This window comes from Brucella pituitosa (assembly GCF_965577835.1).
Lineage (GTDB): Bacteria > Pseudomonadota > Alphaproteobacteria > Rhizobiales > Rhizobiaceae > Brucella > Brucella pituitosa.
The window spans coordinates 1,357,878-1,370,678 of sequence record NZ_OZ264092.1 but is presented as its reverse complement, the minus strand read 5'-3'; the positions used below and the strand labels follow the sequence as shown (position 1 = coordinate 1,370,678).

Sequence of the window (12,801 nt, the reverse complement as noted above, 5' to 3'; positions counted from 1 at the left end):
GGGCGGCACGGCGCTCTAGTGCTTTATAACATGGTCAGGCTGGCAATCAGGATTGATTGGAAGGCTTTCCACGCAATTCCGCGACGATGGCTTCAATCTGCAACCTCGTTTCTTCAAAGTCTCCCGAAGAATCGATGATAAAATCCGCACGCGCACGTTTTTCTGCGTCCGGCATCTGCCGGGCAAGAATGGCTTCAAACTTTTCTTCGCTCATGCCGGGGCGGGACAGAACGCGTTCACGCTGAATGTCGGCGGGGGCTGAGACAACAGCCACCTTGTCCACGCGCTTCTCACCGCCTGTTTCAAACAATAGCGGAATATCGAGAAGCGCAATTTCGGCACCATTCGCGCGCGCACTCGCCAGAAAGGCTTTCTCTTCTTCATGCACCAGTGGATGAATGATGGATTCAAGCTTTTTGAGTGCCTCCGGCTTGCCAAGCACGGCTGCTGAAAGTTTTGTCCGGTCGACTGTGCCATCCACAACCGTTCCGGGGAAGGCGGCCTCAATCAGAGGCGCGGCTCTGCCCGCATAAAGCTGATGCACCACATCATCGGCGCTATAGACCGGCACACCGCACTCAGCAAACATGTTTGCCGCAGTGGTTTTTCCCATGCCAATCGAGCCGGTCAGTCCGAGGATGATCATAAAGCGCCAGCCTTTTTCATATCATCCAGAATATAATTTCGCAGCGCTTCTGTCACTTGCGGTCTTTTGCCAAACCAGCGTTCAAAACCGGGAACCGCCTGATGCAGCAACATGCCGAGCCCATCAACGGTTTTGAGACCCGCTGCTTCCGCTTTGGCCAGAAATGGGGTCTTCAAGGGAATATAGACAATATCGGTTGCAACGGCTGATTTTTGCGCCTCGCTCAAATCAAGCGGAAATTCTTCTGCCTCACCATGCCCGCTCATGCCAAGTGAAGTGGTGTTGACGATCAGACCCGCTTCTTTGACAAGACGCTGCGCTGCGTCCCATCCATGCGCCGAAACACCTTTGCCGAAATGACTCGCCAGTTCTTCCGCGCGGCTCAATGTGCGATTGACGATGGAGATGCGCGAAAAACCCCGCTTCTGCAAAGCGTGCACAATGGCACGTCCCGCGCCGCCTGCACCCAGAACCAGAGCCGTATCAGCATTGTCCCAATCCGGTGCCAGCGCATCCAGATTGGCAGCAAAACCATAGGCATCGGTATTGCCACCGCAAAGCTTGCCATTTTCGAGCCAGAGCGTGTTGACCGCGCCAATGGCCTCGGCCGCTTCATCGCGGCTTCCCACAGTCGCAAAAGCCACTTCCTTATGCGGGATCGTGACGTTGCCGCCGACAAAACCGCTTTGCTCAAGCGAGGTGGCAAATTCCACAAAATTTTCAGGTGCCACTTCTATGGCTTCATAGGAGCCTTCGAGACCCAGTTCCTTGAGCCAGAAACCGTGAATGAGTGGCGAGCGCGAATGTTTTATCGGGAAGCCTGTGACAAATGCCTTTTTAGCCATCGATCAAATTTTCCTTCCTCAATTCATGGAGCAGCGGCAACAGCGGCAGTCCGACGATAGTGAAATAATCACCTTCGATTTCCTCGAAAAGCTGGATGCCTGGACCTTCGACCTGATAAGCACCAACACTTGAAAGAGCAATATCGCCAACGCGACCAAGATAACGTCCGACAAAACCCGGATCGAGATCGCGCATGGTCATGCGGGCGACCGAAACATGCCGCCACAATGTTTCGCCATTTTTGACCAGCACCACAGCGCTGTTGAGCTGATGCGTCTTGCCCGAAAACTGTAAAAGCTGACGGCGCGCCGCGTCCATATCCACAGGCTTGTGGAAAATCTGGTCGCCCAGCGAAAGCGTCTGATCGCAACCAATCACCACGGCATCGGGATGGTTCTCACTGACAGATAAGGCCTTTGCTTCAGCCAGAACCTGCGCCACCTCTTGCGGCGTCGCACCGCTTTTATAAAGGGGGGCCTCGACCGCACGTTCGTCGATATCCGCGCTTTCGGTCGAAAACGCAATGCCGGCATTTTTCAAAATTGCCGAACGAAACGGGCTCTTGGAGGCGAGAATAAGTTTCGTGGTCATGACTGATCTTCCTTCTTGCCATCGCGCAGCAAGGCCATGATAGCAGCCGCGGTTTCCTCGATCGACCGGCGCGACACATCGATCAACGGCCAGCCATGCCGGTTGCACAGGTTGCGGGCATAAGCCAGTTCTTCTGAAATTGAAACGCGGTCTGTATAAAGCCCGGTATCAAGCGACGGTGCATTGCCAAGCGGGCGGTTCTGCCTGATCTGCGAAATACGCTCTGCAGTCGCCACAAGACCGACAATCAAAGGTCGCTTTGCCGTAAAGAGAACTTCCGGCACCGGAATGCCCAGAACAATCGGCACATTCGTCGCCTTGATACCGCGGTTCGCCATATAAATGCTGGTTGGCGTCTTCGATGTCCGGGAAATTCCCACCAGAATGACATCCGCTTCTTCTATATCGAGCGGCAATTGTCCGTCGTCATGCTCCATGGTGAAATTAAGCGCATCGATCCGACGGAAATAATCGGCATTGAGCACATGCTGGGCGCTGGCGCGGCGATGCGCAGGCGCGCCCAGATAAGACTGAAACGTGTTGAGCACCGGCTCCAGCACCGAAACGCTCGGCACACCCATTTCCGCGCAGGATTCATCGATGATTGCAGCAAGCTTCTGATCGACGATTGTATAAAGAACGATGCCGGGTTCAGCGTCGATATTCTCAAGCACTTTTCCTAGCTGCTTTTCGGTGCGGATAAGTGGATAGATATGCTCGATTGCCCGCGCATTGGCATATTGAGCGGCCGCAGCGCGGCCAGCCGCCAGGAGAGTCTCTCCCGTCGCATCAGAAATCAGATGAAGATGAAAGTAAGAAAGCGGTCTGGTCACAGTTTTCTCCCGTCCCTGTTGACGAGTGTGCGTAAAACGCAGGCTTCATCCACAAGCCATGGCAGGCGGTGGGAAACTTGGCAAGTCATCCACAGCGAGCCAACATGTGAGAAGCTTTGGAAAGCCATTGTGGACAAGACTCGTAACATTTGGAAATCACGGCGATATACCCAGCTTGTCCACAAAGAGACCGAAACTGCGTCAATTGGTAACCCCTTATATTCAATGAAAGATTTTAGTTTTCATTGCTTTTGTCCCGGTGATCGGTGAATTATCGCACAGGCTGAGATGGCCAGAGCGGAACTGTGGGGAAAAGACGGACAAACCTTAATCCCCGATTCCAACAGACTCTAAGAATCAAAAGATTCCTGAATCATCCTTTCTTTATGAGAGCCGGACGGGAAAACTTTCACACAGACCCAAGAAAACAGATCAGACAGGGTGGAATGTAATGAAGCGCAAGGTCCTGAAAGTGATAGACGGTGAGACAGTCTTTCCACCTCCAATCTGGATGATGCGTCAGGCCGGACGATACCTTCCCGAATATCGGGAAGTGCGCAAAAAAGCCGGAAGCTTCCTCGACCTCTGCTATTCACCCGATCTGGCAGTCGAAGTGACGCTTCAGCCAATCCGCCGTTATGGCTTTGATGCAGCCATTCTGTTTTCAGATATTCTGGTTGTCCCTCATGCCCTTGGACGAGACCTTCGCTTTGAAGAAGGCAAGGGTCCATTGATGACGCCAATCGATGCCGATGAGATATTCTGGCTTGAGACTGAAGGTGTCGCCAAAAGGCTGGAGCCGGTCTATGAGACGGTTCGGCTGCTCCGCGAGCAACTCCCCGATGAAACAACGCTGCTGGGCTTCTGTGGCGCTCCCTGGACCGTTGCGACCTATATGATCGCCGGTCACGGCACGCCTGATCAGGCTCCCGCTCGTTTGTTCGCTTATCGCTTCCCGGAAGCGTTTGAGAAGCTTTTGAATGATCTGGCGGATGTTTCAGCCGAATATCTCATCGAACAGCTCGATGCAGGCGCTGATGCCGTGCAGATTTTCGATTCCTGGTCTGGCGTTCTTGATGAAGATTGCTTTGAACGTTTCTGTGTCCGTCCGGTTGCCCGGATCGTTCAGAAGGTGAGGGCCGTTTATCCCGACGCGCGTATCATCGGCTTCCCGAAAGGAGCCGGGATGCTCTATGCGGGCTACCGCGAAAAGACCGGCGTCGATGTTCTTGGCCTCGATTGGTCTGTGCCGGTTTCTTTTGCGCAGGAATTGCAGAAGGAAGGCGCTATTCAGGGTAATCTCGATCCGCTGCGCGTTGTCGCTGGTGGCGAGGCTCTGGACGAAGGGGTTGATGCAATCCTGAAAAATCTCGGGCAGGGCCCGCTGATCTTCAATCTTGGCCATGGAATTACGCCACAGGCACCGATTGAAAATGTTCAGCGCATGATTGATCGGGTTCGTGGAGGCTGATGATGAGTGCTTCCGATAAGGCAAACGGCGGCAAGGCCGCTCTGATCCGTACCATCGTTGGTCTTGCAGTAGTGGTACTCGGTTTATGGGGATTGTTTCACGTGAATCCAGCTGATGCTTATCTTTGGATCAAATCGATCCACGTCATTGCCGTGATCGCCTGGATGGCGGGCATGCTCTATCTGCCGCGTCTTTTCGTCTATCATTGTGCCGCAACACCCGGTTCCGAAACCTCTGAAACTTTCAAGGTGATGGAAAAGCGGTTGCTTCGTTTCATTATTAATCCCGCTATGGTTGTGACTTGGATCGCCGGCCTATGGATGGCGTGGGAGATTTTTGGCTTTAAGGGTGGCTGGTTGCATGCAAAGCTTTTGCTTGTCGTGTTGATGTCCGGTCTGCACGGTTATCTGTCAAAGGCGACGCGGCTTTTTGCAGAAGATCGCAACACCAAATCGGCCAAACATTGGCGAATCATCAATGAAGTACCGACGATCCTGATGATCTTCATCGTTATTCTCGTGATCGTGAAACCTTTCTGATTGCCAATTTTCATCCAGAAAGCCCGGTATTTATCCGGGCTTTCTTTTTGCCTCCCGGTATTTTTGACAAAGCCGCTTTCCCTTTTTTGAGAGTTGCATTAACTTTTACCTATTGAACAAAATACCGACACGCCTTATGTGAGGCTTGCTCTTCGTGCTGCAAACCAGTATGAATGAGTCCTCTTCCCACCATGACAGCAGGCCTTCGATGCCGGTCACATTACCAAAGTGACCACCTTTCCGAACAACTGCATTTTCTCCTTAAATTTCAAAAGAGTTCCTCACACATGCAGGAAATGAAACTACAAGAACTTAAAAATAAGACCCCGGTCGAGCTGCTGGCATTTGCCGAAACGCTTGAGGTCGAAAATGCGAGCGCCATGCGCAAGCAGGAACTGATGTTCGCGATCCTCAAGAGCCTCGCTGCTCAGGACGTCGAAATTATCGGCGAGGGTGTTGTTGAAGTGCTGCAGGACGGATTTGGCTTCCTGCGCTCTGCCGACGCCAACTATCTGCCGGGCCCTGACGATATTTATATTTCTCCTTCCCAGCTTCGCCGCTTCTCGTTGAAGACTGGCGACACGGTTGAAGGCCCGATCCGTGGTCCCAAGGAAGGCGAACGTTATTTCGCACTTCTCAAGGTCAACACGATCAATTTTGAAGACCCGGAAAAGATCCGTCACAAGGTTCACTTCGATAACCTGACGCCGCTCTACCCGAATGAGCGCTTCAAGATGGAACTGGAAGTTCCAACATCGAAAGATCTGTCGTCGCGAGTTATTGATCTGGTAGCGCCGCTCGGTAAGGGCCAGCGCGGTCTGATCGTCGCTCCGCCACGTACCGGTAAGACTGTTCTCTTGCAGAACATCGCTCATTCGATCACAGCAAATCATCCTGAATGCTATCTGATCGTTCTTCTGATTGACGAACGTCCGGAAGAAGTGACCGACATGCAGCGTTCCGTGAAGGGTGAAGTTGTTTCTTCGACCTTCGATGAACCGGCATCGCGCCACGTTCAAGTCGCCGAAATGGTCATCGAAAAGGCTAAGCGCCTTGTCGAACATGGCCGCGACGTTGTGATCCTTCTCGACTCCATCACGCGTCTCGGACGCGCTTACAACACTGTTGTCCCTTCATCCGGTAAGGTTCTGACCGGTGGTGTCGATGCAAACGCGCTCCAGCGTCCGAAGCGCTTCTTCGGTGCAGCGCGTAACATCGAAGAAGGCGGCTCGCTCACCATCATCGCGACGGCGCTGATCGACACCGGCTCGCGCATGGACGAAGTGATCTTTGAAGAATTCAAGGGCACAGGTAACTCGGAAATCGTTCTCGACCGTAAGGTTGCCGACAAGCGCATCTTCCCGGCCATGGACATTCTCAAGTCCGGTACGCGTAAGGAAGACCTGCTCGTCCCACGCGCTGATCTTCAGAAGATTTTCGTTCTGCGCCGTATCCTTGCACCGATGGGAACAACCGACGCGATCGAGTTCCTCATCGACAAGCTCAAGCAGACAAAGAGCAATGGCGAGTTCTTCGACTCGATGAACACGTAATTTCGGTTTATCCGTATTCAAACAAAACGCCGCGTTGAGAAATCAGCGCGGCGTTTATCTTTTCCGATCTTTGAAATTATCAGGAATGGCCTCTCAGCAGGATTTCGAGTGCGGCAGGGGTCTCGACTGGTGCAAGGCAGACTTGCCCCTTGCACAGCCACGCTGACGGTTTATCTGCATGTGCGGTGCCGCCAGTTGGAAGTTCAATCGCTTTTCCAGTTTCAAACTGAATGAACTTATCGACCCGACGCGGATCGGGAATTCGTTGAGCCAATAAGCTGAGTTCGCCGTCGACACTTTCATCAGCAATCACCAGAGACAGCGGTTCGGCGGCAAAACGGCTCGCATTCAATATGCCGATCTGGCCATATTGCTGGACGAGTGCGCGCCCCATGGCCTGTTCGACCAGACGTTCATTCTGCGTATAGAGATGCAAATCTCCGGTAACGAGAAACAGTCGTGTGAATGCTTCGATGATCTGGCTTGTCGCGCTTGGGATCGCTTCATCATAATCGCCATAGCTACGCAGAATAACATCCTCGGCATTGAGAGCCGAGAGCCGATAATTGCCGGATGCATCGCGATTGTTTGCATCAAGCGCCTCTTTGAGAGCTATAGCATCGCGGATAAATGTTCTGTCACCCGTCGCTTCAAACAGCGAAAGGGCGGCATTCATCATCGCTGCGTAATCTGTCGAGAGAGCGGGGTAGACCAGCACATCATCCATTTGGCAATGCGCCATGCGCCCATCATGAAACGATGCGCCTATCGAACGATAGGCTGAAACTGCATATTCAATCCAGTCGGATCGTTTGAAGCTGCGGCCGGCTTCAGCCAATGCGCGGATCATGAGGGCGTTCCAGTCTGTCAAAGCTTTCTCATCGCGGCCCGGTCGAACACGAGCATTGCGATAGTCGAGAAGCTTGTCCCTGGCGTCCGCGATATCCGAGGGAACCGAAGGTTCTTCGTTGACGGCATGAAGGCGATTGAGAATGTTGTTGCTTTCAAAATTGCCTGCGGGCTTCACGCCATAATAGTTCTTGAAATCGCTCGCTTGATCGCCGAGGACGTTGTCGATTTCGGCCTCTGAGAAGATATAGAATTTACCCTCTTCGCCTTCGCTGTCCGCATCGAGACTTGATGCAAAGCCACCATTGGGCAACCGCATTTCCCGAACCAGCCACTCGATTATCTCTTCGATTCGGATACGGAACAAATCATCCTGCGTTTCCGCATAGGCATAGGTCGCATGACGAATGACTTGCGCATTGTCATAAAGCATCTTCTCAAAATGCGGCACCAGCCAGTCAGCATCGACACTATAGCGACAAAGGCCGCCACCCAAATGGTCATAGATTCCACCTTGCAGCATCGTTTTCAGTGACAGCAGGAACATATCGCGATGTGAAACTTCGCGATTATAGAGCCAGGACAGCCACAAGGCATCTATGAAGGGTGCGTTGGGGAACTTCGGCGCATTATCAATGCCACCGCGCACTGGATCGAACATCGCATGGATACGGTCTGCAACTTCGTTAAATCGCGTCACTTCATTGGCGCGCGCTTCACTTTGTGCAGCCAGTTGTGCCTCCAGATGGCTGAACACAGCCTCGGCATTATGGTTAATTTTTTCTTGATTTCCCTGCCAGAGATTATTGACCGCTTTGAGTACATCGACGAAGCCGGGCAGGTTATGACGCGCTTGTGGCGGGAAATAGGTTCCGCCCCAGAACGGTTTACCATCAGGACGCAGGAACATGGTGAGTGGCCACCCGCCTTGCTGGCCCATGGCACTTAACGCAGCCATATAAATCTGATCGATATCTGGCCGTTCTTCGCGATCCACCTTCACATTGACGAATAGCCTATTCATAACGCCAGCAACTTCTGGGTCTTCGAAAGACTCATGCGCCATGACGTGACACCAATGGCAGGCAGCATAACCAACGGACAGCAGGATAGGGCGGTTCAATTCGCGTGCAGCATTCAGTGCATCTTTGCCCCAAGGCTGCCAATGAACCGGATTATCGGCATGCTGACGAAGATAAGCACTAGGCTCGCGGCTAAGCCGGTTACTGCTGATATCAGTCATAAGCCTTTTCTTTCCTGACACGAATGAATATCACGTACTCATCTATATAGAACGGGAAATCAAATGAGCGAGCGCGAGCATCTTCAGGACACCATTTTTGCCTTGTCGAGTGGGCGCCTTCCGTCGGGCGTTGCAGTCGTTCGGATATCAGGTCCACAAGTTCGATTCGTAATCGAAACGATTATTGGCAAGATGATCGAGCCGCGTTATGCTGCTTACAAGACGTTCCGCACACGGAATGGAGATGCCATCGACCGTGGGCTGGCGCTTTTCTTTCCCGGTCCGAACAGCTTTACCGGTGAAGACTGCGCGGAGTTCCATCTTCATGGCGGTATCGCTGTTGTTGAAAAGCTGCTTGAGGAGCTTGGTAGCTTCCCGAATTGTCGAATTGCAGAAGCTGGAGAGTTTACGCGTCGGGCTTTCACCAATGGCAAGATGGATTTGACCATCGCCGAAGGTTTGGCTGATCTGATTGCCGCGGAAACGGAAGGACAGCGCCGTCTGGCATTGCAGGTTGCCTCCGGCGCACAGCGTCAACTTTATACGGAATGGCGCCAAAGGCTGGTGCGCGCTCGGGCTTTAATTGAAGCTGAGTTGGACTTCGCTGATGAGAGCGATGTCCCCGGTTCCGTTTCGGGGCAGGTTTGGGAACAGCTCAAAAGCCTGCAGGGTGAGATTGGGCGTCATATAGAGAGCGGAAAACGCGCTGCAATGCTGCGTGATGGTCTACATGTGGTTATTGCTGGCGCGCCGAACGCTGGTAAGTCCAGCCTGCTCAATTTCCTTGCTGGTCGTGAGATTGCGATTATTTCAGAAGAGGCGGGCACAACGCGCGATCTTCTGGAGGTGAAACTGAACCTTGGCGGCATTCCGGTTTATGTGACGGATACTGCGGGATTGCGAGAGACCACAAGCAAGGTTGAGAAGATCGGTATTGATCGCGCGCGGGAGCGCGCTGCTGAAGCGGATTTGGTTTTGCTGCTTGAAGATATGCAAAATCCAATTGCTGTTTCTCTAGATAATGGTGGTGCGGATATCTGGACCATCGGGACCAAAGCTGACCTTGGTACAGGTGACAGAGCGGCTTGGCAGTATCTCATTTCAACAAAGACTGCGTGTGGTCTCAACCATCTGCTGGAAGCCTTACAGGCATTTGCCGAGGAACGCATCGGACTGATCAATGATGCTGTCCCGACGCGTCAAAGACATATCAATCTGCTGCAATCGACGATTTCCGAAATCGACACGGCCGCCGAACGGGACGATCTTCCGCTGGAACTGCGCGCGGAGAATATGCGTCGCGCCTCTCAATATCTTGGCCGGATCACCGGTGACGTCGATGTCGAAGAGATATTGGATGTCATTTTCTCACAGTTTTGCATAGGAAAATAAGTGATTCACGTGAAACAGGGAGAGCCAGGTTGATGACTCCAAAAAATGTTTCACGTGAAACATCTGTGGAATCTGCTCCGGCTTATTGACTCCCGCTCCCTTCCGTGAGTCGCGTTCCGTATCAAATTTATCAAAGAGTTGATCGCGGTCTGGTTGGGTTACCCCTTCCGCCGAAGGCATAAACATGTCAAAGAGACTGCTTTCTAAACTGGATTCGGATGCATCAGGATGAACACCAAGAGTTCTACCGAAGTGACAGCTTTTGATGTCATTGTTATTGGTGGTGGACATGCGGGCTGTGAGGCGGCGGCAGCTTCGGCTCGCGCTGGCGCTCGAACTGCTCTCGTGACGCATCGTTTTGATACGATTGGTATCATGTCCTGTAACCCGGCCATTGGTGGTTTGGGAAAGGGACATCTTGTTCGCGAGATTGATGCACTTGATGGCCTTATGGGCCGCGTTGCCGATAAGGCTGGTATTCAGTTTCGTTTGCTCAATCGTCGTAAAGGCCCAGCGGTACGCGGTCCACGCACGCAGGCTGATCGTAAGCTTTATCGGCTGGCGATGCAGGAACTCATTTCTGAGCAGGAGAAACTTACGGTTGTTGAGGGTGGCGCTTCCGACATTCGCATCACCGATGGAAGCATTTCCGGCGTCGTTCTTGGCGATGGTCGCGAGCTCTCTTGTGCCGCAGTTGTATTGACCACTGGTACGTTCCTGAACGGCCTTATCCATATTGGCGAAAAGAAGATCCCTGCCGGACGCATGGGCGAAAAGCCTGCGCTGGGCCTTTCTGATACTTTGCGTGATCTTGGCTTTGCAGTTGGTCGGCTTAAGACAGGGACGCCGCCGCGTCTCGATGGACGGACAATCGACTGGCAGAGCCTTGATATGCAGTCTGCAGACGAGGACCCGGTTCCGTTTTCTCTGATGACGGATAAGATCACGACACCGCAGATTGATTGCGGTATTACCCGCACGACGCCTGAAACCCACGCCATAATTCGTGCCAATCTTCATCGGTCGGCGATGTATTCCGGTTCTATCGAAGGGATCGGTCCACGCTATTGTCCATCGGTGGAAGACAAGATCGTCAAGTTCGGGGACCGGGATGGACATCAGATCTTTCTGGAACCAGAAGGACTGGACGACCACACTGTTTATCCGAACGGAATTTCGACGTCGCTGCCTGAAGAGGTCCAACTCGCCTACCTCGCGACTATTCCAGGTCTGGAGAAGGCGATTATGCTTCAGCCGGGATACGCTATTGAATATGATTTTATTGATCCGCGTGAGTTGAAGCGCAGTCTGGAGACACGACGCGTCACCGGGCTTTTCCTTGCAGGGCAGATCAATGGCACCACAGGCTACGAAGAAGCGGGAGCGCAGGGACTTCTCGCTGGCCTCAATGCCGCCAAGCGGGCAGGGGGCAGCGATCCAATTATCATACAGCGTACCGAAGCTTATATCGGCGTCATGGTCGATGATCTGACTTCCAGAGGTGTGAGCGAACCTTATCGCATGTTTACATCACGCGCGGAGTTCCGTCTGTCGTTGCGTGCTGACAATGCGGATCAGCGACTGACACCTCTGGCGGATCAGCTCGGTATTCTCGGCAGCGATCGCCGCGAAAAGTTTGCTGCCCGTCAGGATGCTTTGTCCTTGGCGCGTAGAATGACTAAAGAGCTGACTATCACACCAAATCAGGCAAGCCGACATGACCTTCATCTTAATCAGGACGGTGTGCGTCGCTCAGCCTATGATCTTCTGTCTTATCCGGATATCGATTTGCAGAAGCTGCAGGCGATCTGGCCAGACTTGAATGCAATTGATTCTATTACGCGGGAAGCGCTGGAAATCGAAGCACAATACTCGGTTTATATGGATCGCCAGCAAAGCGATATCGCTGTGATGGAACGCGAGGAACGGCTTTTCATTCCAGCGACATTGGATTTCGATGCGATCTCGGGTCTTTCCAATGAGCTTAAAGCCAAGCTCAAGCAGCGTAAGCCTGAGACGATTGCCGAGGCGCAACGCGTTGAAGGTATTACACCGGCAGCGCTTGCATTGCTTATTACGCATATCAAGAAGCACGGCGCGCGCGAACGTGCGGCGGCTGAACTAAGCGCCGAAAAGGGCGTAGCATGACTGTGGATAGACGTTATTCGAGCTTGAAATCGATTGTGCCTGATGTTTCACGTGAAACAACGGATCGGTTGATTGCCTTTGAAGAGCAGTTCCGCAAGTGGTCATCGGCCATCAATCTGGCATCTCCTTCGACACTTGCTGATCTCTGGAACCGCCATATTCTCGATAGCGCACAACTATTTCCGCTTGCATCAGATGCAAAGCGATGGCTCGATCTTGGTTCTGGTGGCGGCTTCCCCGGTATTGTAACTGCCTGTTTTCTGAAAGAATCTCCCGGCGCTTCGATTGATCTTGTTGAAAGTGCGGGAAAAAAAGCGGCTTTCCTTCGTACCGCAGCTGGTCATTTGACTGTGCCAGCACGCATTCACTCCGCACGTATTGAAGCTATGTGGGATAAAATCGATGTGCCGGATATCGTAACAGCCCGTGCACTCGCCTCGTTGAGCGATCTTTTCAAGCTTGCCGAGCCCTGGTTAACCAGTGGTTCAAAGGCACTTTTTCAAAAAGGTCGGGATTACCAGAGAGAAATCGATGAAAGCCGTGTCGGCTGGAGTTTCGATCTGGTACAACATGAAAGTGCTATCGATAATAGCTCGGTGATACTTGAGATCAGCAATCTGCGACGCATCTCCGGTTAATCCGGCCCAGTTATTCCGGAATCGATATGACAGAAAGCAGCAGGGCGACGGT

Annotated in this window: 11 protein-coding genes; 6 read left to right on the top strand and 5 right to left on the bottom strand. The window is 52.6% G+C overall.

Going from position 1 to position 12,801, the window contains the following annotated elements; all coding sequences use genetic code 11:
• Nucleotides 1–46: 46 nt before the first annotated feature.
• The 4 genes from coaE to ACSME1_RS06595 are packed head-to-tail and all read right to left on the bottom strand — an operon-like array spanning nt 47 to nt 2,916.
• A complete protein-coding gene (gene coaE, locus ACSME1_RS06610; RefSeq protein WP_024898452.1) occupies nt 47–646 on the bottom strand; it encodes a dephospho-CoA kinase in 600 nt (199 codons plus the stop codon).
• Nucleotides 643–1,491 carry a shikimate dehydrogenase gene (locus ACSME1_RS06605; RefSeq protein ID WP_105534742.1) on the bottom strand — a complete coding sequence of 283 codons (849 nt, stop codon included), beginning with the start codon at nt 1,489–1,491 and terminating at the stop codon, nt 643–645. The genes coaE and ACSME1_RS06605 overlap by 4 nt, the downstream gene beginning before the upstream one ends.
• Entirely contained in the window at nt 1,484–2,083 is a 600-nt protein-coding gene (locus ACSME1_RS06600; protein ID WP_024898454.1) for a Maf-like protein, read from the bottom strand. The genes ACSME1_RS06605 and ACSME1_RS06600 overlap by 8 nt, the downstream gene beginning before the upstream one ends.
• The gene (locus ACSME1_RS06595) at nt 2,080–2,916 is read right to left on the bottom strand and encodes a pyruvate, water dikinase regulatory protein (protein ID WP_024898455.1); all 837 of its coding nucleotides are present in this window, start codon (nt 2,914–2,916) and stop codon (nt 2,080–2,082) included. The genes ACSME1_RS06600 and ACSME1_RS06595 overlap by 4 nt, the downstream gene beginning before the upstream one ends.
• A 451-nt stretch (nt 2,917–3,367) precedes the next feature.
• Between ACSME1_RS06595 and hemE the strand changes: the two genes are divergently transcribed.
• The 3 genes from hemE to rho all read left to right on the top strand — a co-directional run bounded on the left by hemE (nt 3,368) and on the right by rho (nt 6,479).
• Nucleotides 3,368–4,387 carry a uroporphyrinogen decarboxylase gene (gene hemE, locus ACSME1_RS06590; protein ID WP_024898456.1) on the top strand — a complete coding sequence of 340 codons (1,020 nt, stop codon included), beginning with the start codon at nt 3,368–3,370 and terminating at the stop codon, nt 4,385–4,387.
• A 2-nt stretch (nt 4,388–4,389) separates the two neighbouring features.
• Nucleotides 4,390–4,926, top strand: coding sequence for a protoporphyrinogen oxidase HemJ (hemJ, locus tag ACSME1_RS06585; protein WP_024898457.1), 537 nt, complete (start codon nt 4,390–4,392; stop codon nt 4,924–4,926).
• 287 nt (nt 4,927–5,213) lie between these two features.
• The gene (gene rho / locus ACSME1_RS06580; protein WP_024898458.1) at nt 5,214–6,479 is read left to right on the top strand and encodes a transcription termination factor Rho; all 1,266 of its coding nucleotides are present in this window, start codon (nt 5,214–5,216) and stop codon (nt 6,477–6,479) included.
• Between the two features lie 79 nt (nt 6,480–6,558).
• Here rho and ACSME1_RS06575 read toward each other — a convergent pair whose 3' ends face one another.
• Nucleotides 6,559–8,571 (bottom strand): thioredoxin domain-containing protein, encoded by a 2,013-nt coding sequence (locus tag ACSME1_RS06575; RefSeq protein WP_105705590.1) that lies wholly within the window; start codon nt 8,569–8,571, stop codon nt 6,559–6,561.
• A 63-nt stretch (nt 8,572–8,634) separates the two neighbouring features.
• Between ACSME1_RS06575 and mnmE the strand changes: the two genes are divergently transcribed.
• The 3 genes from mnmE (at nt 8,635) to rsmG (ending at nt 12,749) form a co-directional block, all read left to right on the top strand.
• Nucleotides 8,635–9,963 (top strand): tRNA uridine-5-carboxymethylaminomethyl(34) synthesis GTPase MnmE, encoded by a 1,329-nt coding sequence (gene mnmE / locus ACSME1_RS06570; RefSeq protein WP_105705591.1) that lies wholly within the window; start codon nt 8,635–8,637, stop codon nt 9,961–9,963.
• Between the two features lie 228 nt (nt 9,964–10,191).
• On the top strand, nt 10,192–12,111 hold the full coding sequence (mnmG, locus tag ACSME1_RS06565; protein WP_105705593.1) for a tRNA uridine-5-carboxymethylaminomethyl(34) synthesis enzyme MnmG: 1,920 nt from the start codon (nt 10,192–10,194) through the stop codon (nt 12,109–12,111).
• A complete protein-coding gene (gene rsmG / locus ACSME1_RS06560) occupies nt 12,108–12,749 on the top strand; it encodes a 16S rRNA (guanine(527)-N(7))-methyltransferase RsmG (protein ID WP_105705594.1) in 642 nt (213 codons plus the stop codon). Before mnmG ends, rsmG begins: the two co-directional genes overlap by 4 nt.
• Nucleotides 12,750–12,801: the final 52 nt, after the last annotated feature.